The organism is Belnapia rosea (genome assembly GCF_900101615.1).
Taxonomy (GTDB): Bacteria; Pseudomonadota; Alphaproteobacteria; order Acetobacterales; family Acetobacteraceae; genus Belnapia; species Belnapia rosea.
The window spans coordinates 41,471-62,870 of record NZ_FMZX01000001.1 but is presented as its reverse complement, the minus strand read 5'-3'; the positions used below and the strand labels follow the sequence as shown (position 1 = coordinate 62,870).

20 protein-coding genes are annotated in these 21,400 nt (G+C 70.9%); 12 read left to right on the top strand and 8 right to left on the bottom strand.

The genetic code is table 11. The features are described from left to right. Positions 1-2: 2 nt before the first annotated feature. From ugpC to BLR02_RS00290, 5 genes are all read right to left on the bottom strand, one after another. Positions 3-1,067 (bottom strand): sn-glycerol-3-phosphate ABC transporter ATP-binding protein UgpC, encoded by a 1,065-nt coding sequence (ugpC, locus tag BLR02_RS00310; RefSeq protein ID WP_090659400.1) that lies wholly within the window; start codon positions 1,065-1,067, stop codon positions 3-5. After that, the gene (gene ugpE / locus BLR02_RS00305) at positions 1,067-1,900 is read right to left on the bottom strand and encodes a sn-glycerol-3-phosphate ABC transporter permease UgpE (RefSeq protein ID WP_090659397.1); all 834 of its coding nucleotides are present in this window, start codon (positions 1,898-1,900) and stop codon (positions 1,067-1,069) included. The genes ugpC and ugpE overlap by 1 nt, the downstream gene beginning before the upstream one ends. Further along, a complete protein-coding gene (gene ugpA, locus BLR02_RS00300) occupies positions 1,900-2,778 on the bottom strand; it encodes a sn-glycerol-3-phosphate ABC transporter permease UgpA (protein ID WP_245704562.1) in 879 nt (292 codons plus the stop codon). Before ugpA ends, ugpE begins: the two co-directional genes overlap by 1 nt. A gap of 13 nt (positions 2,779-2,791) precedes the next feature. Then, complete coding sequence (gene ugpB, locus BLR02_RS00295; RefSeq protein WP_090659394.1) at positions 2,792-4,141, bottom strand: sn-glycerol-3-phosphate ABC transporter substrate-binding protein UgpB; 1,350 nt, start codon at positions 4,139-4,141, stop codon at positions 2,792-2,794. 116 nt (positions 4,142-4,257) lie between these two features. After that, positions 4,258-5,421 carry a diaminopropionate ammonia-lyase gene (locus tag BLR02_RS00290; RefSeq protein ID WP_090659391.1) on the bottom strand — a complete coding sequence of 388 codons (1,164 nt, stop codon included), beginning with the start codon at positions 5,419-5,421 and terminating at the stop codon, positions 4,258-4,260. A 99-nt stretch (positions 5,422-5,520) separates the two neighbouring features. Here BLR02_RS00290 and denD point away from each other — a divergent pair, with 99 nt between their 5' ends. Both denD and BLR02_RS00280 read left to right on the top strand, forming a co-directional pair. Then, positions 5,521-6,507 carry a D-erythronate dehydrogenase gene (gene denD / locus BLR02_RS00285; RefSeq protein WP_090659388.1) on the top strand — a complete coding sequence of 329 codons (987 nt, stop codon included), beginning with the start codon at positions 5,521-5,523 and terminating at the stop codon, positions 6,505-6,507. A 4-nt stretch (positions 6,508-6,511) separates the two neighbouring features. After that, positions 6,512-6,904: a RidA family protein gene (locus BLR02_RS00280; RefSeq protein ID WP_090560404.1), complete on the top strand. Its 393-nt coding sequence runs from the start codon at positions 6,512-6,514 to the stop codon at positions 6,902-6,904. A 51-nt stretch (positions 6,905-6,955) separates the two neighbouring features. Here the strand turns inward: BLR02_RS00280 and BLR02_RS00275 are convergent, their stop codons facing one another. Continuing rightward, entirely contained in the window at positions 6,956-7,399 is a 444-nt protein-coding gene (locus BLR02_RS00275; protein ID WP_090560403.1) for an acyl-CoA thioesterase, read from the bottom strand. A gap of 186 nt (positions 7,400-7,585) precedes the next feature. Here BLR02_RS00275 and BLR02_RS00270 point away from each other — a divergent pair, with 186 nt between their 5' ends. The 3 genes from BLR02_RS00270 to BLR02_RS00260 all read left to right on the top strand — a co-directional run bounded on the left by BLR02_RS00270 (position 7,586) and on the right by BLR02_RS00260 (position 11,084). Further along, positions 7,586-8,338: a GntR family transcriptional regulator gene (locus BLR02_RS00270; RefSeq protein ID WP_143018000.1), complete on the top strand. Its 753-nt coding sequence runs from the start codon at positions 7,586-7,588 to the stop codon at positions 8,336-8,338. Between the two features lie 70 nt (positions 8,339-8,408). After that, positions 8,409-9,980, top strand: a complete 1,572-nt coding sequence (locus BLR02_RS00265) for a gamma-glutamyltransferase (protein ID WP_090659382.1) — start codon at positions 8,409-8,411, stop codon at positions 9,978-9,980. A 117-nt stretch (positions 9,981-10,097) separates the two neighbouring features. Next, a complete protein-coding gene (locus tag BLR02_RS00260) occupies positions 10,098-11,084 on the top strand; it encodes a Bug family tripartite tricarboxylate transporter substrate binding protein (RefSeq protein ID WP_090659379.1) in 987 nt (328 codons plus the stop codon). Here the strand turns inward: BLR02_RS00260 and BLR02_RS00255 are convergent, their stop codons facing one another. Then, positions 11,085-11,984, bottom strand: a complete 900-nt coding sequence (locus BLR02_RS00255; RefSeq protein WP_090659373.1) for a polysaccharide deacetylase family protein — start codon at positions 11,982-11,984, stop codon at positions 11,085-11,087. 81 nt (positions 11,985-12,065) lie between these two features. Here BLR02_RS00255 and rutA point away from each other — a divergent pair, with 81 nt between their 5' ends. The 7 genes from rutA to BLR02_RS00220 all read left to right on the top strand — a co-directional run bounded on the left by rutA (position 12,066) and on the right by BLR02_RS00220 (position 20,487). After that, positions 12,066-13,145: a pyrimidine utilization protein A gene (rutA, locus tag BLR02_RS00250; RefSeq protein WP_090659370.1), complete on the top strand. Its 1,080-nt coding sequence runs from the start codon at positions 12,066-12,068 to the stop codon at positions 13,143-13,145. 57 nt (positions 13,146-13,202) lie between these two features. Further along, positions 13,203-14,597: an amidase gene (locus BLR02_RS00245; protein WP_090659367.1), complete on the top strand. Its 1,395-nt coding sequence runs from the start codon at positions 13,203-13,205 to the stop codon at positions 14,595-14,597. A gap of 36 nt (positions 14,598-14,633) precedes the next feature. Further along, positions 14,634-15,518, top strand: a complete 885-nt coding sequence (locus BLR02_RS00240) for a fumarylacetoacetate hydrolase family protein (RefSeq protein WP_090659363.1) — start codon at positions 14,634-14,636, stop codon at positions 15,516-15,518. Continuing rightward, positions 15,515-16,489, top strand: a complete 975-nt coding sequence (locus tag BLR02_RS00235) for a tripartite tricarboxylate transporter substrate binding protein (RefSeq protein ID WP_090659360.1) — start codon at positions 15,515-15,517, stop codon at positions 16,487-16,489. The genes BLR02_RS00240 and BLR02_RS00235 overlap by 4 nt, the downstream gene beginning before the upstream one ends. Positions 16,490-16,556: 67 nt before the next feature. Next, positions 16,557-17,744, top strand: a complete 1,188-nt coding sequence (locus tag BLR02_RS00230; RefSeq protein WP_090659357.1) for a M20 family metallopeptidase — start codon at positions 16,557-16,559, stop codon at positions 17,742-17,744. Positions 17,745-17,816: 72 nt separating this feature from the next. Continuing rightward, entirely contained in the window at positions 17,817-18,239 is a 423-nt protein-coding gene (locus BLR02_RS00225; RefSeq protein WP_090659354.1) for a tellurite resistance TerB family protein, read from the top strand. A 76-nt stretch (positions 18,240-18,315) separates the two neighbouring features. Beyond that, on the top strand, positions 18,316-20,487 hold the full coding sequence (locus BLR02_RS00220) for a malate synthase G (RefSeq protein WP_090659351.1): 2,172 nt from the start codon (positions 18,316-18,318) through the stop codon (positions 20,485-20,487). Here BLR02_RS00220 and BLR02_RS00215 read toward each other — a convergent pair. Further along, complete coding sequence (locus BLR02_RS00215) at positions 20,484-21,392, bottom strand: DMT family transporter (protein ID WP_245704561.1); 909 nt, start codon at positions 21,390-21,392, stop codon at positions 20,484-20,486. The two genes, BLR02_RS00220 and BLR02_RS00215, sit on opposite strands and share 4 nt — an antisense overlap. Positions 21,393-21,400: the final 8 nt, after the last annotated feature.

The following is a 21,400-nucleotide window of genomic DNA, read 5'->3' as shown; positions in this document are numbered from 1 at the left end:
GGCTAGGGGTCAAGCCGCTTGCCGGTGCCGCCATCGAAGACGTGCAGCGCCTCGGCGGGGAAGGCGACCGGCAGGCTGGACTGGCCCGGCGCGGGTCCGCCGAGCTTCACCACCAGCGCCTCGCCGCCCGGCAGCCGGCCATGCAGCACGGTCTCGGAGCCGAGCGGCTCGACGAGGTCGAGCGGCAGGTCGAGGCCGCCCTCCGCCACCGCCACATGCTCCGGCCGGATGCCGATGGTGAGCGGCATGCCCTCCCCGCCCGCGCGCGGGCCATCGGCGAAGCGCAGCACCGGCCCGGCCTTCAGCGCGACGGCATGGCCGCCCTCGGCGAGGGTGCCATCGAGGAAATTCATCGCCGGGCTGCCGATGAAGCCGGCCACATAGGTATCGGCCGGCCGCGCCCAGATCTCCATCGGCGTCGCGATCTGCGCGGCATGGCCGGCATGCATCACCACCAGCCGGTCGCCGAGCGTCATCGCCTCGATCTGGTCATGGGTGACGAAGAGCGAGGTGACGCCGAGGCGGCGCTGCAGCCGGCGGATCTCGGCGCGCATCTGCACGCGCAGCTTGGCATCGAGGTTGGAGAGCGGCTCATCGAAGAGGAAGAGCTTCGGCTCCCGCACGATGGCGCGGCCCATGGCGACGCGCTGGCGCTGCCCGCCCGAGAGCTGGCGCGGCCGGCGCGTCAGCAGCGCCTCGATGCCGAGCAGCCCGGCCGCCTCGGCGACGCGGCGGGTGATCTCCGCGCGAGGCAGGCCACGGATCTTGAGGCCATAGGCCATGTTCTGCTCGACCGTCATATGCGGGTAGAGCGCGTAATTCTGGAAGACCATGGCGATGTCGCGCTCGGCCGGCTCCAGCGCCGCCACCTCGCGCCCGGCGATGCGGATGCTGCCCGAGGTCGCGGTCTCGAGCCCGGCCACGATGCGCAGCAGGGTGGACTTGCCGCAACCCGAGGCGCCGACGATGACGATCATCTCGCCATCCTCGACCGCGAGGTTGATGCCGTGCAGCACATGGGTGGCGCCGAAGGACTTCGTGACGCCGGTGACGTCGAGGCTCGCCATTACTTCTCGGTCTCCGTCAGGCCCTTCAGGAACCAGCGTTGCATGAACACCACCACGGCGACGGGCGGCAGCAGCGCCAGCACCGCCATGGCCATGATGACGTTCCATTCGTTCTGCGCGTCGCCGGTGCCGATCATCTTGGCCAGGCCGACGACGATGGTCTCGAGGCTGCGGTCGTTCACCACCAGCAGCGGCCAGAGATACTGGTTCCAGCCATAGATGAAGAGGATGACGAAGAGCGCCGCGATGTTGGTCACCGAGAGCGGCAGCAGGATGTCGCGGAAGAAGCGCATCGGGCCGGCGCCGTCCATCTTCGCCGCCTCGACATACTCGTCCGGGATGGTGAGGAAGAACTGGCGGAACAGCAGCGTCGCCGTCGCCGAGGCGATCAGCGGGATGGTCAGCCCGGCCATGGAGTTGAACAGGTCCATGCTGACGATCACCTGGTAGGTCGGGATGATCCGCACCTCCACCGGCAGCATCAGCGTCATGAAAATGGTCCAGAAGGCGATCATCCGCCCGGGGAAGCGGAAGAACACCACCGCGAAGGCCGAGAGCAGGGAGATGACGATCTTCCCGACGGCGATGCTGAGCGCCATGATGGTGCTGTTGAGCAGCATCCGCGAGGCCGGCGTCACCGTGAAGCGGCCGGAGCCGCCGCTCACCCAGGCGGCACTGTAATTCTCGGCCGCATGCGTCCCCGGCAGCAGCGGCACGTCGCCACGGCCGATGGTCGAGGCGTCATGCGTCGAGCCGATCAGGGTGATGTAGATCGGCGCCGCGAAGACCAGCACGCCGATCAGCAGCCAGAGATGCGGCCAGTATCGCCGCATCAGTAATGCACCTTGCGCTCGATGAAGCGGAATTGCACCGCCGTCAGCGCGATGACGAGGACCATGAGGATCACCGACTGGGCGGAGGAGCTGCCCAGGTTCACGTTCTGCACGCCCTCGACATAGACCTTGTAGATCAGCGTCTCCGTCGCCTTGCCCGGCCCGCCGCCGGTCAGCGCATGGATGACGCCGAAGGTGTCGAAGAAGGCGTAGACGAGGTTGACGACGAGCAGGAAGAAGGCGGTCGGCGAGAGCAGCGGCAGGATGATGGTCCAGAAGCGCCGCACCGGCTTCGCCCCGTCGATCGCCGCCGCCTCCAGCACCGCGCGCGGGATGGATTGCAGCCCGGCGAGGAAGAAGATGAAATTGTAGCTTACCTGCTTCCAGGCCGCCGCGACGATCACCAGCAGCATCGCCTGGTTGCCGTTCAGCTTGTAGTCCCAGGCGAGGCCCGCCTGGTTCAGCGCCCGCCCGACCAGCCCGATCGAGGGGTGGAAGAGAAACAGCCAGAGCACGGCGGCGACGGCCGGCGCCACCGCATAGGGCCAGATCAGCAGGGTGCGGTAGAGGTTGGCCCCGCGGATCGACTTGTCCGCCTGCACCGCGAGGAAGAGCGCGGTGCCCATCGCGAGCACCGCGACCGAGGTCGAGAAGAGCAGCGTGTTCCAGGCCGCGCCGCGCCATTCCGGCTCCGCCAGGACCTCGGCGAAATTGCGGAGGCCGACGAATTCCGACCGGGTGCCCCAGGGATCCTCCTGCAGCAGGGACTGCCAGATGGCGGCCCCCGCCGGCCAGAGGAAGAAGATGGCGGTGATGACGAGCTGCGGCGCGAGCAGCAGCAGCGGCAGCGCCGTGCCCTTGAAGATGGTCTTGCGCACGGCGCGTTCCTGATCAGCCGCGGTTCTGCCGCTCGAAATTCCGCAGCACGGCATTGCCGCGCTGGACGACGGCATCCATCGCCTGCTGGCCGTTCTGCTGGCCCTGGAAGGACTTCTCCATCTCCTCCTGGACGATGTTGCGGATCTCGACATAGCCGCCGAGGCGGATGCCCCGGGTGTTCGGCGTCATCTCCCCGCCCCGCAGCAGCTGCTCGATCGGCACGTCGGAGCCGGGGTTCTTCTCGTAGAAGCCGGCAGACTTCGCCACCTGGTAGCTGGCGCGGCGGACCGGGACATAGCCGGTCTCCATATGCCACTTGGCGTCGATCTCGGGGTTGCTGAGATAGCGGTAGAACTCCGCCACGCCCTTCCATTCCGCGGCGTTGCGCCCGCCCTGCGGGCCACGGTTCAGCGCCCAGAAGCTGGCGCCACCGATGATGCTGTTGTGCGGCGCCCCGGCGACGTCGCCGTAATAGGGCAGCATGGCCGTGCCCCACTCGAAGCGCGCCTCGCGCGTGATGCGGGAGCGGAGGCCGGAGGAGGCCATGGCGATGCTGACCTCGCCGGCGGGGAAGAGCGCGTCCGGCGCATTGTCCCGCCCGCCATACTTGAACAGCCCGTCCCGCTGCCAGGCGATCAGGTTGTTCATGTGGCGCACCATCAGCGGGTTGTTCACCTGCATGGTGGCGCCGAGCCCGTCGAAGCCGTTGCCGAGGCTGGCCAGCGGGACGTTGTGGATGGCCGAGACCTGCTCCACCTGGATCCAGGCGGGCCAGGAGGTGGTCATCGGGCTGGCGATGCCGGCGGCCTTCAGCTTCTTGAGGGCCTCGGCCACCTCCTCCCAGGTCTTGGGCGGCGCCTCGGGGTTCAGCCCGGCCCGCTTGAAGTGGTCCTTGTTGTACCACATCACGGCGGTGGAGCTGTTGAACGGCATGCTCATCTGCCGCCCGTCCGAGGCCTGGTAGTAGCCGCGCACCGCCGGCAGGTAGTCGTTGAAGTCGATGGTGACGCCCGCCTCCGACAGCAGCTCGTGCACCGGCTTCACCGCGCGGCCGGCCGCCATCATCGTGCCGGTGCCGACCTCGAACATCTGCACCACATGCGGCGCGGCATTGGCGCGGAAGGCGGCGATCGCCGCCACCATCGTCTCCGGATAGGAGCCGCGGAAGGAGGGCACCACCTTCACCCCCGCCTGGGAGGCGTTGAAGCCGGCCACGATCTGCTCGAGCTGGCCGCCGAGCGGCTGCGGCAGGCCGTGCCAGAACTGGATCTCGACCGGCGCCTGGGCGGCGGCGGGGCGGCTGCGCGTGGCGGCAATGGCCGCGGCGGCCAGGCTGGCCTGGGCCAGGAAACGGCGCCTCATGGCGTGACTTCTCCCAATCGATCTCGTTACCGGGGCCGCGAGGTAGCGGCGCCAGGTTGCGGCTCCGTGCCAGTCCTGTGACAGATAGATGAAGCTCGTGTGGCGCGGCAAGCCAACTAGGCGGTCAGCTTTGCGTAGAGCTCCGGGTCGGTCGCGCCCTCGGTCCCGAAGAGGAGGATGCGGCTCTCGGCACCCAGGCCGAGCGCGGACCGCGAGAAGGGCTCCCGCGCCGCCAGCAGCATCCCGGCCAGGCCGGCGACGGCGCTCTCCCCGGCCACCAGCTTCGGCTGGCGCCGGGCCAGCAGCCGCATGGCATCGACGGCGCTGGCATCGGGGATGGACATGAAGGCGAAGCCGGCCCGCTCCAGCTCCTGCCAGGCGAGCAGGCTCGGCTCGCCGCAGGCGAGGCCGGCCATCAGCGTATCGAGATCGCCCTCGATGGAGGTGGCCTCCCCCGCCTCGGCGCTGGCCATCAGGCAGGCCGCCCGCTCCGGCTCGACCACGATGATGCGCGGGCCGTCGAGCCCGTAGCGGGCGCGCATCTGCACCGAGACGGCCGCCGCCAGCCCGCCGACGCCGCCCTGGATGAAGACATGGGTGGGCGGCGCGGGGATCGACTCGGCGGCCTCCTCGGCCATCAGCCGGTAGCCCTGCATCACGTCGCGCGGCACCTCGGTATAGCCGGCATAGGAGGTGTCGGAGACGACGAACCAGCCCCGGTCGTTGGCCTCGCGCTGGGCGGCGCGGACGGCATCGTCATAGGTGCCCGGCACCACGCGGATCTCGGCGCCATAGGCGGCGATGGCGTCGCGCCGCCCCTGGCTCACCCCCTCATGCACGAAGATCACGCAGCGGGCGCCGAACCGCCCCGCCCCCCAGGCAACGCTCCGCCCATGGTTGCCATCGGTCGCGCAGGTGACGGTGATGGCGCCCGTGGCCTCCTTATAGGTGCCGGTGGTGAGCTCGGCCCCGGTCGCCGCATTGGCCACGCCCCGCCGGGCGAGCTCCGCCTGCAGCAGCCGCATCACGGCATAGGCCCCGCCCAGCGCCTTGAAGCTGCCGAGGCCGAAGCGCCCGCCCTCGTCCTTCCAATGCACGGCGGCCACGCGGGCGGCCCGCGCCACCTCCTCCAGCGGCACCAGCGGCGTCGGGGCATAGCCCTCCCAGCCGGTGATCTCCTCACGGGCGCGGCGGAAGCCGCCTTCCGGCAGCACGACCACGCCCGGCGTGCCGACATGGCGGTTGAGGATGAGGCGGAAGGGGCGGTTCGGGATGCTCATGGCCGGCGTTATCGCGCGGCCCCACGCGGCCCGCTACTGGCCGCTTGCACCCGCCGGTCGGCGGCGCGACATCTTCGCGGGCACAAACGGGAGAGCGCCATGCAGATCACGATCCTGGGCGGGGGCGGGTTCCTCGGCCGCAAGCTGGCGGCACGGCTGGCGCAGGACGGGGCGCTCGGCGACGAGGCGATCACCGGCCTCACCCTCTTCGACCTGCAGGCGCCGCCGGCGATGGAGGCGCCCTTCCCCGTCCGCTGCCTCGGCGGCGACGTGGCGGATCCGGCGCAGGTCGCCGCCGCCATCCCGGCGGGGACGCGGGTGGTGGTGCATCTCGCCGCCGTCGTCTCCGCCCAGGCCGAGGCGGATTACGACCTCGGCCTCAAGGTGAACCTGCACGGCACGCTGGCGGTGATCGAGGCCTGCCGGCGCCTGTCCGCCGCGCCGCGGGTGGTCTTCACATCCTCCGTCGCCAGCTTCGGCGGCGGGCAGGAGGCGCGGCTGGAGGATGACGCGCGGCAGGTGCCCGGCAACAGCTATGGCGCCGAGAAGGCGGCGGCCGAGCTGCTGCTGCAGGATGCCTCGCGGCGCGGCATGCTCGATGCCGTCAGCATCCGCCTGCCGACGGTGATCGTCCGGCCGGGCCGGCCGAACAAGGCGGCCTCCTCCTTCGTCTCGGCCATCCTGCGCGAGCCGCTGCTCGGCCTCTCGACCGAGCTGCCGGTGCCGGAGGAATTCGCCGTCTGGATCTGCTCGCCGCGCCGCGCCATCGACTGGTTCCTGCATGCGATGACGATGGACACCGCGCCGCTCGGCCCCGACCGCGGCATCAACCCGCCGGGGCGGAGCGCGACCGTCGGGCTGATGCTGAGCGCGCTCGAAAGCGTCGCCGGCCCGGAGGCGCGGGCCCTGGTGAAGCATGCGCCGGACCCGGCGATCGAGGCGATCGTCGGCGGCTGGCCGGCCAGCTTCACCGCCGAGCGGGCGCGGCGCCTGCTCGGCTTCTCCGAGCAGGAATCGCTCGAGGAGATCATCCAGGGATTCATCGAGGACGACCTGGCGGCGACCCGCGCCGAGCGGGGCCTGTAGCCCAGTGCTGGAGATCGCCCGCTTCCTTCTGCCGGATGCGCCGGAGCGCGTCGCCCCCTTCAGCCATGCGGTGCGGGCCGGCGATTTCCTCTTCGTCACCGGGCAGATGCCGACCCTGCCCGGCGGCGGCCACCGCATGGTCGAGGGTGGGATCGAGGCGCAGACACGGCAGGTGATCGGGAACCTCAGGACCGTGCTCGCCGGCTGCGGCGCCGCCTGGGAGCGGACGGTCTTCGCCCGCGTCTACCTCACCGAATTCGCCCGGGACTATGCGGCGATGAACGCGATCTGGGAGGCGAGCTTCCCGCCGGGCGGGCTGCCGGGGCGGACCTGCGTCGGCGTCACCGGGCTCGCCGTCGGCGCGCTGGTCGAGATCGACCTGGTGGTGGCGATGTAGTGTCCCGCCCCGTCCGCCGGGCGCCGCCTGCGGATGGCAGGGATGGGGTGGCTATTCCTCCGTCGCGCCCTGCGCCAGCAGCGCGGCGCGCATGGCGGGCGGGATCGGCACCTTCTCGCCGCTGCCATGGCGGACCAGCACCAGCACCGCGCGGCAGGTGAAGACGAGGCCACCCTTCCAGATCGCATAGTCATGCGTCAGGCTGCTGCGGCGGAGCGTCCCCGGCCGCATCGTCACCGCCACCTCGTCGTCGAAGGCGAGCGGGCGGAGGTAGCGCACCTCCATCTGCCCCACGACCGGCCCCGGCTCACCGATGGCGAATCGGCCACCGAGCGAGAGCCAGTGCGAGACCCGGAGGTCCTCGCAGAGGGTGAGATAGGCCGTGTTGTTGGCATGGGCGTACTGATCGCATTCGGACCAGCGGATTCGGTGGCGCCGGGTGACGGCCCAGCCCCCCTCGATCCCGAATTCGGCTCCATCCACGGCATCCGGCATGGCGTTTCCCCCTCTCGGGCAGCCTGGCACAGCGGCGCGCGAGGGGGGAGATGTTGACAGCCTGTCGTATTCGGTAATAATTCGGAATAAATCACCCGTTTTGCGACAATCAATCCGTGATCGATCTTCCCAAACCAACAGGTTGAATTTAAACTTCAGTTCTTCGCGATCATACGGGGATCACACGTGGCAGTTCCGGACCACCGGCCGCGGCAAGACGCGCCGGACAGCTTGGTCATCGCCCTGGTAGAACCCCGGCGCCTCTTGCCCGTCCAGCCGCGCACCATGGTCGAGCAGGCGGCGGAGTCCATCGTCGCCGCCGCCGCCCGCGGCCTGTTCCTTCCCGGCGACCGCCTCGTCGAGGCGGAGATCGCCCGCGACCTCGGCATCAGCCGCGTCCCGGTGCGGGAGGCGCTCCGCCTGCTGGAGAGCCAGGGCATCGTCGTCAGCACGCCCTACAAGGGCATGCGGCTGATGCAGGTGACGAATGCCGGCGTCGCCGCGCTGATGCGCGTCCGCCTCGCGCTGGAATCCCTGGCGATACGCGAGGCGCTGCGCCAGCCAGGCCCCGCCGCGCGCTTCGCCGCGCTCGAAGCCGCGGCCCTCGGCTATGACCAGGCCTGCCGGCTCGACGACCCGGCCCTCATCGTGCTCGCCGATGGCGAGTTCCATGCCGAGCTCTGCCGCCTCTCCGGCAATGCCCCGCTGCTCGCGCTGTGGCAGGGCCTCGCCCGCCAGCTGGCGGTGATCTGGGGCCTGGCGCGCCAGACCGCACCCAGCGAGGCGCCCGCTGCCGGACACCAGCAGATCATCGCCGCCCTCGCCGCCGGGGACGAGGCGGATGCGCTCGCCGCGCTCGAGGCCCATATGGACTGGCACCTCGACTTCGATTTCGAGGCGGTGGTCGCGGAACGCCGCAAGCCGCCGGCCGGCCTGTAGAGCATCGGGGGTTGCCGGGGCGCCGCGTCGGCAGGACGATGCGACGAAGCCGATCCCCGGAGTACCCCCCATGACGGATGCCTACCGCCTTCCCGAGCACGTCACCCAGAACTGGTCCCTGCACAAGCCGGCGGCGCGGGGCGCGGGCGGGATGGTCGTCTCCCAGGTGAAGGTGGCGGCCGAGGCCGGCGCGGCGATGCTGGAGGCGGGCGGCACCGCGGCCGATGCCGCCGTCGCCACCGCCTTCGCCCTCGCCACGCTGGAGCCCTGGAACAGCGGCCTCGGCGGCATCGGCTTCGCGCAGGTGATGAAGCCCGGCATGGCGCCGGCCGAGACCATCGATTTCGGCCCGGTGGCGCCGGCGGGGCTCGATGCCTCGGCCTTCCCGCTGACCGGGCGGATGAAGCAGGACCTCTTCTCCTGGCCGGAGGTGGAGGGCGACCGCAACATCCACGGCCCGCTCTCCTTCGTCATCCCCTCCTCCGTCGCCGGCTATGCGCTGCTGCATGAGCGGCACGGGCGGCTGCCGATCCGCGAGGTGCTGGCACCGGCCGTCGCCCTGGCCCGGCGCGGCCTGCCGGCCGACTGGTACACCACGCTGAAGGTGGCAAGCTCGGCCAGCGTGCTGCGCCTCTATCCCGAAAGCGCACGCATCTACCTGCCAAACGGCCTGCCGCCGACGACGCCCTACCAGGGCGCGCCGGGCTTCTTCCCCCTCGGCAACCTGCCGGCGACGCTGGAGCGGCTGCAGCAGGCCGGGCTGCGCGACTTCTACGAGGGCGAGGTCGCGGCGCAGATGGCCGCCGATATCCGCGAGATGGGCGGCGTGCTCTCGGCCGCCGACCTTGCCGGCTGCCGGGCGCGGGTGCTGCCCGCCGTCGCGGTGCCGTGGCGCGGCAGGACGCTGATGCTCTCGAACGGCCTCACCGCCGCGCCCACCATGCGCCGGGTGCTGGAGCTGATGGCCGATGTGCCGCTCGGCGCCGAACCCTCCGCCGCCTGGTATGGCAGCTTCGCCCGCGCCATGCAGGCCGCCTATGCCGAGCGCCTCGCCGGCCTCGGCGATGCCGAGCCGGAGGGCGCCGATACCTGCACCACCCACCTCACCGCCTGCGACAAAGACGGCATGATGGTGGCGATGACCACCACCCTGCTCTCCTCCATGGGCAGCCGCGTCGTCCTGCCGCGCTCCGGCGTGCTGATGAACAACGGCGTCATGTGGTTCGACCCGCAGCCGGGCACGCCCAATGCCATCGCCCCGGGCAAGCGGCCGCTGACCAACATGTCGCCCGTCATCCTCGCCGCGGGCGACCAGCCGCAGATCGCCATGGGCGCCTCGGGCGGCCGGCGCATCCTGGCCGCCGTGCTGCAGCTGCTCTCCTTCGTCGCCGAATTCGGCATGGACCCGGAGGCGGCGGCCCACCATCCGCGCATCGACGTCTCCGGCCCGGAGGGCGTCACCGCCGACCGCCGCCTTTCGCCCGAGGTGCTGGCCGCGCTGCCCGGCACGCCGATCGTCGTCGAGCATGCCGTGCTGCCGCTGAACTTCGCCTGCCCCAACCTGATCCAGCGCGGGCCGGCCGGCGAGGTCACCGGCATCAGCGACGCGCTGACGCCTTGGAGCGGCGCCGTCGCGGCCTGATCCGGCACGCCGCTTGCTCCCGTCCGGCCAGGACGGGGGCATGTGGCCGCGCCGCGGGTTACCGCTGCGTCATCTTGAGGCAAGCAGCCCTGCCCCTGCCGCAAAGGAGCGCAGAGCATGCAACGCCGACATCTTCTGGCCGCCGCCGGCCTCGCCGCCCCCACCATCCTCCCCCGCATCGGCCAGGCGCAGGGGAATGGCTGGCCGAACCGGGGCTCCATCCGCCTGGTCGCGCAATTCCCCCCGGGCGGGCTGGTCGATACCATCTCGCGCCTGATCGCGCCGCCCCTTGCCCAGGCGCTCGGCCAGACCGTCGTCGTGGAGAACAGGGCGGGCGCCGGCGGGGTGATCGGCACGGATTTCGTCGCCAAGGCACCGGCCGATGGCTACACCCTGCTCGTCAGCCATGCCTCGGTGCATGTCTTCTCCACCGCGACGCTGCCCACCCTGCCCTTCAACCCGGTCAGTGACTTCACCCATCTCGGCATGCTGGTGGAGGCGCCGAACGTGTTGCTGGTGAAGGCCAGCTCGCCCTACAGGACGCTGGCCGACTATCTCGAGGCCGCGCGGCGGGTGCCGGTGCGCTACGGCTCCTCCGGCATCGGCTCGGCGCCGCATCTGCTCGGCGTCATGCTCGGCGCGGAGGCCGGGGCGCGCAACCTCGACCACGTCCCCTATCGCGGCAGCGCCCCGGCGATGCAGGACCTGATGGCCGGCAACATCGAGAGCATGATCGACCCGATCACCACCAATGTCGCCATGCTGAAGGACGGCACGCTGCGCTGCCTCGGCGTGTCCGCGCCGCGGCGCCTGGCGCAGCTGCCGGACATCCCGACCTTCGCCGAGCAGGGCTTCGGCAAGCTGACCTCGAGCCAGTGGCTCGGCCTCTCGGCGCCGAAGGGCCTGCCGCAGCCGATCGCTGAGCGGGTGACGGCGCTGATCCCGCAGCTGCTGGAGACGCCCGTGCTCCGCGCCCGCTGCGAGGAGCTGGTGACGCTGCCGCGCAACCCGCCGCCGCTCGGCGCGGATTTCGTGACGCTGATACGGGAGGACATCGCCGTCTGGACCAGCATCGCCCGCCAGTTCAACATCGTGGCGAGCTGATCAGCCGCCCGCCTGGTCCCTGACATGGCGCGCCACCTCCTCATGGGTGGCGAACCAGACATCGCCCTTGGCCCGCATATGCTGGACCAGCCGGTCCAGCAGGCCGATGCGGCTGCGATGGCCGATGACATGCGGGTGCATGGTCAGCAGGAACATCCCGCCCTCGGCATGGGCGCCGTCGAATTCGGCGCGGAAGATCTCCTCCACCGCCGAGGGCGCGGTGTAGGGGCGCAGCGCGCTGAAGCGGACGAAGTTGAAATAGGGCGCGTCGTCGCGGATCCATTCGGGCGGCAGCTCGACGATGCCGGTCGGATTGCCGTGGTCGAGCAGCTCATAGGGGTCGTCATCGGCCATCAGGCTGCTGTCGTAGAGCAGGCCGAGCTCGCGGATGATGGCCAGCGTATCCGTCGAGAAATCCCAGCTGGCGGTGCGGATGCCGACGGGCCGGCGGCCGGAGAGGGTCTCCAGCACATCCGCCGCACGGAAGGTCAGCTCGCGCTCCACGCCCGGCGGCAGGGCGGTGTTCGCCTCATGGATCCAGGAATGGATGCCGATCTCATGGCCCTCATCGGCCACGGCGCGGATCTCGCCCGGGTGCAGCAGGGCGGCGACAGCGGGGTAGAAGAAGCTGGCGCGGAGGCCGTGGCGGGCGAGCAGCGCGCGGATGCGCGGCACGCCCTGGCGGTTGCCGTACTGCCCCTGGCTGATGCGCATCGGGCTGCTGTCGGCGTCGCGCAGCGGGATCGTCTCGTGGTCGGCATCGAAGGAGAGGGTGACGCAGCAGCGCGCACCGCCTGGCCAGGACCGCGGCGCCAGGCTGCGCCCGGCGCGGGCATTGCCGACGAGATGACGCCAGTGCGGCTCGGACCATTCCCAGGGCTTCTCGGTCTGCGTGGTCATCGGCGGATCTCCTTGCGGGCCGGCACATCCTGGCATGAGGATTGCTGACTGACGGACGGCTTACCGGACAGGGTCGCAACAATGCATATCGGCGTCTTCATCCCGATCAACAACAATGGCTGGCTGATCTCGGCCACCTCGCCGCAATACATGCCGAGCTTCGAGCTCAACAAGCGCGTGGTGCAGATGGCCGAGGGCTACGGCCTCGACTTCGCGCTCTCGATGATCAAGCTGCATGGCTTCGGCGGGAAGACCGAATTCTGGGACCATGGGCTCGAGAGCTTCACCCTCATGGCGGGCCTCGCCTCGGTGACCTCGAAGATCCGCCTCTATGCCTCGACCGCCGTGCTGACCATCCCGCCCGCCATCGTCGCCCGCATGGCGACCACCATCGACAGCATCTCGGGCGGGCGCTTCGGGGTGAACATCGTCTCCGGCTGGCACAAGGTCGAGTACAGCCAGATGGGGATGTGGCCGGGCGATGCCTATTTCGGCAAGCGCTACGACTACAGCACCGAATACGTCCAGATCATGAAGCAGCTCTGGGAGACCGGGACCAGCGACCTCAAGGGCGAATTCTTCCAGATGGACGAGTGCAAGATGAGCCCGCCGCCCTCGGTGCCGATCAAGCTGGTGGCCGCCGGGCAGAGCGACCGCGGCATGGAGTTCGCCGCGCAGTATTGCGACTTCAACTTCGCCCTCGGCGAGGGCGTGAACGAGCCGCAGAAATGCATCGACGTGCCGCGCCGCATGCTGGCGGCGGCGGCGAAGACGGGGCGTGATGTCGGCTCCTACATCCTCTACATGGTCATCGCCGACGAGACGGACGAGGCGGCGATGGCCAAGTGGGACCTCTACAACCAGGGCGCCGACCGCGAGGCGCTGGCCCATCTGCTCGGCCATGCGGCGCAGGACGTGAACACCGAGGCGACCTCCATGGCGGCTGCCATCCAGCGCTCCCCCTCGCCGATCAATTTCAACATGGGCACGCTCGTCGGCTCCTATGCCAGCATCGCGCGGATGCTGGACGAGGCGGCGGCGATGCCGGGGGTGAAGGGCATCATGCTGACCTTCGACGACTTCCTGGTGGGGATGGAGAATTTCGGCACCCGCATCCAGCCGCTGATGCAGTGCCGCAGCCATGTGAGGCTGGCCGCTTAGCGGGCTTCCGGCCAGCCCCGGGCGGGTCCAGACTGGCGGACCCGCCCGAGGTGACGCATGACCGAGACCGACCCCGCCCTGATGTCCGCCGAGACCCTGCTGGCGCTCTATGCCCGGCGGGCCCTCTCGCCGGTCGAGGCGCTGAAGGCGGTGATGGAGCGGGTGGCCCGCTACAACCCCTGGGTCAACGCCTTCGCCACCCTGAACCCCCGCGCCCTGCAGGCGGCGGGGGAGAGCGAGGCACGCTGGGCGGCCGGCCGGCCGATCGGCCTGCTCGACGGCATCCCGTCCACGGTGAAGGACCTGCTGAACCTCACCGGCTTCCCCACGCGGCGCGGCAGCAAGACCACCGATGCCACGCCCGCCACCGAGGATTCGCCATCGGTGATGGGGCTGAAGCAGGCGGGCGCCGTCATCCTCGGCAAGACCACCACCACCGAATTCGGCTGGAAGTCGCCTGGTGACTGCCCGCTGCACGGCATCACCCGCAATCCCTGGAACCGGGAGCGGACCGTGGGCGGCTCCTCCTCCGGGGCCGGGGCGGCGGGGGCGGCCTGTTTCGGGCCGCTGCATATCGGCACCGATGCCGGCGGCTCCATCCGCATCCCGGCCGCCTTCTGCGGGCTGGTCGGGCTGAAGCCGAGCTTCGGCCGGGTGCCGCAATGGCCGCTCGGCGCCTTCGCCAATGTCGCCTGCGCCGGGCCGATGACGCGGACGGTGCGCGATGCGGCTCTGATGCTCTCCGCCATGGCGCGGCACGACCTGCGCGACCCCTTCTGCCTGCCGGACGAGCCGCGGGACTGGCGCCAGGGCATCGAGTCCGGCGTCACCGGCCTGCGCATCGGCCTGGTGCGCCGCCTCGGCTTCGACGCGCCGCTCGATGCGGATGGGGAGGCGGCGCTGGCCGGCGCGGCCCGGATGCTGGAGGAGCAGGGCGCCATCGTGGAGGAGGCCGATCCCGGCCTGCCGGACACCCGCGCCATCTTCGGCCGGGTCTGGGGCGTCGCGCTGGCGCGGCTGGTCTCGACCATCCCGGAGGAGCGGCGCGGCCTGCTGGATGCCGGGCTGGCCGAGGTCGCCGAACGGGAGGGCGGCATGAGCGCGGTCGATTTCCTCGGCGCCGAGGCCCTGCGGATCGAGGCGGCGCATGCGGCGGCGCGCTTCCACCAGCGCTACGACCTGATGCTCTGCCCGACCACGCCGAGCGCGGCCTTCGCGGCCGACCAGCCGACCATCCGCCCGGCCGAGGCGCTGTGGCGCGACTGGGCGCCCTGGACCTTCGCCTTCAACCTGACCCGCCAGCCGGCGATCAGCCTGCCGATCGCCCTCGACGAGCATGGCATGCCGCGGGCGGTGCAGCTCGTGGCCGCGCTCTACCGCGACGACCTCGTGCTGCGCGGGGCGCGGGCGCTGGAGCAGGCGGCGGCCATTCCCCTGGCCGAGCCGGGCTGATTCTGCTTCACCGGAGACCAGATCGGAGGACAGGGCATGCGGTTGGTGACCTATAAGCGGCGCGGCTGGGCGGGCGGCAAGGTGGGCGCGCTCCGGGCGGATGGCGCGGTGCTCGACCTCTCGGCCGCGGATGCGCAGGTCTCCTGGGACAACATGCCGGCGCTGATCGCCGGCGGCCAGGGCATGCTGAAACGCGCCCGCGCCGCGGCCGAGGCGGCGCCGGTGGTGGAGGATGCGATCCTGCTGGCGCCGATCCCCCGGCCGCTGAAGAACATCTTCTGCGTCGGCAAGAACTACCACGAGCATGCCAAGGAATTCGCCGGCTCCGGCTTCGACGCCACGGCGAAGGAGGTGGTGCCGGAGGCGCCCGTCGTCTTCAGCAAGCCGCCTACTGCGGTCAGCGGGCCGGGCGACACCATCCCCGCCTTTCTCGACCCGACCGGATCGACCGACTACGAGGGCGAGCTGGCGGTCGTCATCGGCAAGGCCGGGCGCGGCATCAAGGCGGCCGACTGGGCGCAGCACGTCTTCGGCTACACCATCGTCAACGACGTCACCGCGCGGACGCTGCAGCACAAGCACCGGCAGTGGATCCTCGGCAAGGGCATCGACGGCTTCTGCCCGATGGGCCCCGCAATCCTCACCGCCGACGAGGTGCCGGACCCGCGCGCGCTGCGGCTGACCACCCATGTGAACGGCGAGAAGCGCCAGGACGCGCCCGTCGCCGACCTGATCTTCGACATCCCGACCCTGATCGAGACCATCAGCGCCGGCATCACGCTGGAGCCGGGCGACATCATCGCAACCGGCACCCCGGCCGGCGTCGGCATCGGCTTCCAGCCGCCGCGCTTCCTGAAGGCGGGCGACGTGGTCCGCATCGAGGTCACGGGGATCGGCGTGCTGGAGAACCCGGTCGGATGAGGCGCCGGGCGGTGCTGGCGGCCGGGCTGGCGTTGCCCCCGGCCGTGGCCGCGCCCGCCCGGGCACAGGACTTCCCCGGCCGCGCCGTCACCATGGTCGTCGCCTTCCCGCCCGGCGGGCAGGCGGATGTGGTCGCCCGGCCGGTCGCGGCGGCGCTGGAGCGGCGCTGGCGCCAGCCGGTGCCGGTGGCGAACCGCCCCGGCGCGGCGGGCGAGATCGGCAATGCCTTCGTCGCCCGCGCCGCGCCGGACGGCACAACGCTGCTGATGGCGCTCTCCTCCCTCGCCATCCTGCCCGAGGCGGCGCGCCTGCTCGGCCGGCCCCCGGCCTATGAGCTGGACCAGCTCGCCCCCATCGCCCTCTTCACCGCCGACCCGACCCTGCTGGTGGTGCCGGCCGCCTCGCCCTGGCGGACGCTGGAGGAGTTCATCGCCGATGCAAAGGCCCGCCCGGGGCAGATCAGCTACTCCTCCTCGGGCAATTACTCGGCGCTGCATGTGCCGATGGCGATGCTGACCACGGCCGCCGGGCTCGACATGCTGCATGTCCCCTTCCAGGGCGGCGGGCCGGCGCTGACGGCGCTGCTCGGCGGCCAGGTCCAGGCGCTGGCCAGCGGGCCGGGCCCGGTCGCGCCGCATCTGCGCGAGGGGCGGCTGCGGGCACTCGCCGGCTGGGGCGCCCGCCGCCTGCCGGACTGGCCGGAGGTGCCGACGCTGATCGAGCGCGGCTTCCCCGAGGCGGAGTACTATATCTGGGCCGGCGTCTTCGCCCCGGCCGGCACCCCGCCCCCGCTGCGGGAGGCGCTGCGCGCCGCCATGGCCGCCGTCGCGGCCGAGCCGGAGACGGGCCGGGCGCTCGCCGCCGGCGGCAACACGCTCGACTACCGCGACGGCGCCGCCTTCGAGGAGTTCCTCCGCCTCGACAGCGCCCGGCTGATCCGCGCCGTGCGGCGCATCGGGCGGGTGGAATAGCAGCCCGGCGCTTGCCCCGCCCGCGCCCCGGTGATGCAATCGCCGGCACCCATCCGATGAGGCCATCATGACCGCCAACAGCCCCGAATCCGCCATCACCACCTGGCTCGCCACGCAGGAGGGGGCGATGCTGCGGGTGCTGGAGGCCATGGTGAACACCGATGGCGGCAGCTACGACAAGCCGGGCGTCGATGCGGTCGGCCGCATCGTGCAGGATTTCATGGCCGAGCGCGGCATACCCGTCGAGGTCATCCCCCAGGCGCAATATGGCGACTGCCTCAAGGCCCGGGTCGCGGGCGGCGAGGCGCTGTCCTCGGGCAACGAGAAGCAGCAGATCGTGCTGATGGGCCACCGCGACACGGTCTTCCCCAAGGGCGAGCCGGCCCGCCGCCCCTTCCGCATCGAGAACGGCATCGCCACCGGCCCCGGCGTCGCCGACATGAAGGCCGGCCTCGTGATGAACATGTTCGTCCTCGCCGCCTTCCAGCAATTCGGCGGGGCGCCCGGGCCGCTGCTCGGCCTCTTCACGGGCGACGAGGAGATCGGCAGCCCGGAGGGCCGCGCGGTGATCGAGGCGACGGCGCGCGAGGCACGGGTCGTCTTCAACTCCGAGCCCGGCCGGCCCGGTGGCGGCGTCGTCACCGGCCGCAAGGGCGGCGTCTTCTCCGTCTTCGACATCGAGGGCAAGGCGGCCCATTCCGGCGGCAATTTCGAGGCCGGCATCAGCGCCATCGGCGAGCTGGCGGCGAAGGTCACGGCGCTGCACGCGCTGACCGATCTCGGGCGCGGCATCACCGTGAATGTCGGCCTGGTCTCCGGCGGGCAGAGCGTGAACACCGTCGCCCCCTGGGCCCAGGGCCAGATCGACCTGCGCTACCGGGAGCCGGCCGACCGCGACGAGGTGATGGCGAGGATCCACGCCATCATCGAGCGGTCCTATGTGCCCGGCACCCGCGCCCGGCTCGCCATCCGCGGCGAATTCCTGCCCCTCACCCAGAGCGCGGCGGCGGCGAAGCTGTTCGACATGTACCGCTCGGCGGCGGGCGAGAGCGGGCTCTCCGTCACCGGCGAGTTCAGCGGCGGCTGCGCCGATAGCGGCTTCACCGCGGCCGTCGGGGCGCCGACCATCTGCGCCGTCGGGCCGGTGGGCGGCAAGGCGCACAGCCCGGAGGAGTATCTGGAGGTGGCGAGCCTCGTGCCCCGCGCCCAGGCCATGGCGCGCGCCATCCTCCGGCTCGACCGCGCCGGGCTGTAATCTTTCCGCAAGATGACAGCCTCTCCATACTAGGCTATGCCCCGGGCGCCTCAACCGTCCGGGAGCGAACCGATGTTCGGCATGTTCAAGTCGCAATCCGCGGCCTTCGACCTCAACCCGCGGAATTGCCTCGCCGTCTCGCTGATCTACTGCATGGCATCCGATGGCGAGATGGATGAGGAGGAGGTCGGCCACCTCCTCTCCGTGCTCGGCCGCGGCGCCACCCGGCAGCAGCTCGAGGCCGCGCTGCGCTATGCCCGCACCGTGCGGCCGGAGCAGTTCCTGGCCGATGCCACGCCGCGGCTGCGGCCCGACCAGCGCCTCTGCATCCTGCTCAACATGATCGACAGCGCCATGAGCGATGGCGAGGCGGAGCAGGGCGAGCAGGACCTGGTCCGCCGCTTCAGCGAGGCCTGGGGCCTGTCGGAGGAGGCGCTGATGCCGCATTTCCGCACCCTCGTCGCCAAGAACCAGCGCACGGTCCTCGACGCGTGAGGTGGGGGGCGCGGCAGCGCCCCTTTGCGGCCCGCCCGGTTTCGCCTAGTTAACCCGTTGAATCAGGGAGGCCAGCATGGCGGATCGGGTCGAGGTTGCGGGTCTCAGCGTCGTACGCGCGCTGCACGACTTCATGGAGCAGGAGGCCCTGCCGGGCACCGGGGTGACGCCGGAGCGGTTCTGGACCTCCTATGCCGCCATCCTGCGCGACCTCGCCCCGCGCAACGCGGCCTTGCTGGCCAAGCGGGATGAGATCCAGGCGAAGATCGATGCCTGGCACCGCGACCATCCGGCGCGGCCCGTGGACCTCGCCGCCTATACCGCTTTCCTCCAGGAGATCGGCTACCTCGTGCCCCAGGGCCCGGCCTTCCAGGTCGGCACCACCAATGTCGATGCGGAATTCGGCCATGTCGCCGGGCCGCAGCTCGTCGTGCCCGTCTCCAACGCCCGCTACGCGCTGAATGCGGCCAATGCCCGCTGGGGCAGCCTCTATGACGCGCTCTACGGCACCGACGCCATCCCGGAGGAGGGCGGGGCCGAGCGCGGCCGCGGCTACAACCCGAAGCGGGGCGAGCGGGTCATCGCCTTCGCCCGCCAGACCCTCGACCGCATTGCCCCGCTCGCCGGCGGCGTCTCCCACGCCGAGGCCAAGGGCTACGCCATCACCGCCGGAGCGCTCGCGGTCACGCTGAAGGATGGCCGGGCCATCGGCCTCGCCCAGCCCGGACAGTGCATCGGCTATCTGGGCGAGCCGGCCGCGCCCTCCGCCATCCTCTTTGTCCATCATGGCCTGCATGCCGAGCTGGTGATCGACCACGACCACCCGATCGGCAAGGACGACCCGGCCGGCGTCGCCGACCTCGTGCTGGAATCCGCCGTCACCACCATCGTCGACTGCGAGGACAGCGTCGCCACGGTGGATGCCGAGGACAAGGTGCTGGTTTACCGCAACTGGCTCGGCCTGATGAACGGCTCGCTCGAGGCGAGCTTCGAGAAGGGCGGCAAGACCCTCGTCCGCAAGCTGAATGCCGACCGCACCTTCCTCAAGCCCTCGGGCGGCGCCGTCACGCTGCATGGCCGCTCGGTGATGCTGGTGCGCAATGTCGGCCACCACATGATGACCGATGTGGTCACGCTCGATGGCGCCGAGACGCCGGAGACGATCCTCGATGCCATGTGCACCGTGGCCGTCGCGCTGCATGACCTGCGCGGCCAGGGCCGCGGCCGCAACAGCCGCGCCGGCAGCGTCTACATCGTGAAGCCGAAGATGCACGGGCCGGAGGAAGTGGCCTGGGCGAACGAGCTGTTCGGGCGGGTCGAGGACGCCTTCGGCCTGCCGCGGGCGACGCTGAAGATGGGCATCATGGACGAGGAGCGCCGCACCACGGTGAACCTCATGGAGTGCATCCGCGCTGCGAAGGACCGCGTCGCCTTCATCAACACCGGCTTCCTCGACCGCACCGGCGACGAGATCCACACCTCCATGGCTGCCGGCGCCATGCTGCGCAAGAACGACATGCGCGGCACGCCCTGGATCAAGGCCTATGAGGACTGGAACGTCGATGTCGGCCTTGCCTGCGGGCTGCGCGGCCGCGCGCAGATCGGCAAGGGCATGTGGGCCGCGCCCGACGCGATGGCCGAGATGCTGAAGCAGAAGGTCGGCCATCCGAAGGCCGGCGCCAACACCGCCTGGGTCCCCTCCCCCACCGCCGCGACGCTGCACGCGCTGCACTACCATGAGGTCGATGTCGCGGCCCGGCAGGAGGAGCTGGCGCAGGGCGGCCGCCGGGCGAAGCTCGAGGACATCCTGACCATCCCGCTCGCCACCGACACCAACTGGCCCGCCGATGCGGTGCAGGCGGAGCTCGACAACAACGCCCAGGGCATCCTCGGCTATGTCGTCCGCTGGATCGACCAGGGCGTCGGCTGCTCCAAGGTGCCGGACATCAACAATGTCGGGCTGATGGAGGACCGCGCCACGCTGCGGATCAGCGCCCAGCACATCGCCAATTGGCTGAAGCACGGCATCGCCACCGAGGCGCAGGTGATGGAGACGCTGAAGCGCATGGCGAAGGTGGTGGATGGCCAGAATGCCGGCGACCCGCTCTACACGCCGATGGCGCCGGACTTCAACGGCGTGGCCTTCAAGGCGGCCTGCGACCTGATCTTCCAGGGCGCGACCCAGCCCAATGGCTATACCGAGTTCATCCTGACCGCCCGCCGCCGCGAGGCGAAGGCAGCGGCTTAAACAGGTTTCGCGCGGCGGGCCTCCCGCCGCGCGATCCAGCTGGTGCTGGCGAAGATGATGAGGCCGCCGATCCAGGTCGCGGTCCCCGGCACGTCGCCCCAGATGGCGAGGCCGAAGAGCGAGGCCCAGACCAGCTCGAGGAATTTGATCGGCTGGGTCACCGACATGTCGGCCAGCTTGAAGGCGCGTGTCAGGCAGATATGCCCGGCCGTGCCGATGGCGCCGCAGAAGGCGAAGGCCGCCCACTGCCCCGGGCTCGGCCATTCCCAGTTCGGCAGGGCGAAGGGCAGGCTGAACAGCGCCACGGTGAGGGATTGCCAGACGACGATGACATGCGGCGCATCCCTCCGCGTCAGCGCCTTGGTGATCAGGAAGGAGGCGGCGAAGAGCGGCGACGAGGCCAGCATGATGAGGCTGTAGGGCCCGGCCCCGCCGGAGAGGTTGGGCGAGACCACCACCAGCACGCCGCAGAAGCCGATCAGCGCCGCCAGCCAGCGCGCCGGCACCATCGCCTCCTTCAGGAAGAACACGGCGCCCAGCATGATGAAGAGCGGCGTGGTGAAGCCGAGCGCCGTCATGTCGGCCAGCGGCACATGCGGCACCGCGATGAACCAGAGCAGCAGGCCGGAGGTATGCACCGCCCCACGCCAGAGCTGCCCGGCCATGGCGGCCGGCCGATAGGCCGCCCAGCCCGCGCGCCAGATGAAGGGCAGCATCACCAGCACGCCGAAGCTGTAGCGCAGGAAGCCGGTGAGGAAGGGGTCGAGCTGCTGCGCCAGCAGCCGCAGCGTGCCGTTGAGCAGGATGAAGAGCACGCCCGAGGCGAGCATCCAGAGGATGGCCCGCGCGGTGTCGCCCATCGCGGCGATGCGGGGCAGCGCGAGGCTCAGGCGGCCCGGGCTCACGCGGCCGG

What these genes read in the sequence shown, in the direction of transcription:
- ugpC (WP_090659400.1), bottom strand. Translation starts at nt 1,067, where the DNA reads ATGGCGAGCCTCGACGTCACCGGCGTCACGAAGTCCTTCGGCGCCACC.
- ugpE (WP_090659397.1), bottom strand. Translation starts at nt 1,900, where the DNA reads ATGCGGCGATACTGGCCGCATCTCTGGCTGCTGATCGGCGTGCTGGTC.
- ugpB (WP_090659394.1), bottom strand. Translation starts at nt 4,141, where the DNA reads ATGAGGCGCCGTTTCCTGGCCCAGGCCAGCCTGGCCGCCGCGGCCATT.
- BLR02_RS00290 (WP_090659391.1), bottom strand. Translation starts at nt 5,421, where the DNA reads ATGAGCATCCCGAACCGCCCCTTCCGCCTCATCCTCAACCGCCATGTC.
- denD (WP_090659388.1), top strand. Translation starts at nt 5,521, where the DNA reads ATGCAGATCACGATCCTGGGCGGGGGCGGGTTCCTCGGCCGCAAGCTG.
- BLR02_RS00275 (WP_090560403.1), bottom strand. Translation starts at nt 7,399, where the DNA reads ATGCCGGATGCCGTGGATGGAGCCGAATTCGGGATCGAGGGGGGCTGG.
- BLR02_RS00265 (WP_090659382.1), top strand. Translation starts at nt 8,409, where the DNA reads ATGACGGATGCCTACCGCCTTCCCGAGCACGTCACCCAGAACTGGTCC.
- BLR02_RS00260 (WP_090659379.1), top strand. Translation starts at nt 10,098, where the DNA reads ATGCAACGCCGACATCTTCTGGCCGCCGCCGGCCTCGCCGCCCCCACC.
- BLR02_RS00255 (WP_090659373.1), bottom strand. Translation starts at nt 11,984, where the DNA reads ATGACCACGCAGACCGAGAAGCCCTGGGAATGGTCCGAGCCGCACTGG.
- rutA (WP_090659370.1), top strand. Translation starts at nt 12,066, where the DNA reads ATGCATATCGGCGTCTTCATCCCGATCAACAACAATGGCTGGCTGATC.
- BLR02_RS00245 (WP_090659367.1), top strand. Translation starts at nt 13,203, where the DNA reads ATGACCGAGACCGACCCCGCCCTGATGTCCGCCGAGACCCTGCTGGCG.
- BLR02_RS00240 (WP_090659363.1), top strand. Translation starts at nt 14,634, where the DNA reads ATGCGGTTGGTGACCTATAAGCGGCGCGGCTGGGCGGGCGGCAAGGTG.
- BLR02_RS00235 (WP_090659360.1), top strand. Translation starts at nt 15,515, where the DNA reads ATGAGGCGCCGGGCGGTGCTGGCGGCCGGGCTGGCGTTGCCCCCGGCC.
- BLR02_RS00230 (WP_090659357.1), top strand. Translation starts at nt 16,557, where the DNA reads ATGACCGCCAACAGCCCCGAATCCGCCATCACCACCTGGCTCGCCACG.
- BLR02_RS00225 (WP_090659354.1), top strand. Translation starts at nt 17,817, where the DNA reads ATGTTCGGCATGTTCAAGTCGCAATCCGCGGCCTTCGACCTCAACCCG.
- BLR02_RS00220 (WP_090659351.1), top strand. Translation starts at nt 18,316, where the DNA reads ATGGCGGATCGGGTCGAGGTTGCGGGTCTCAGCGTCGTACGCGCGCTG.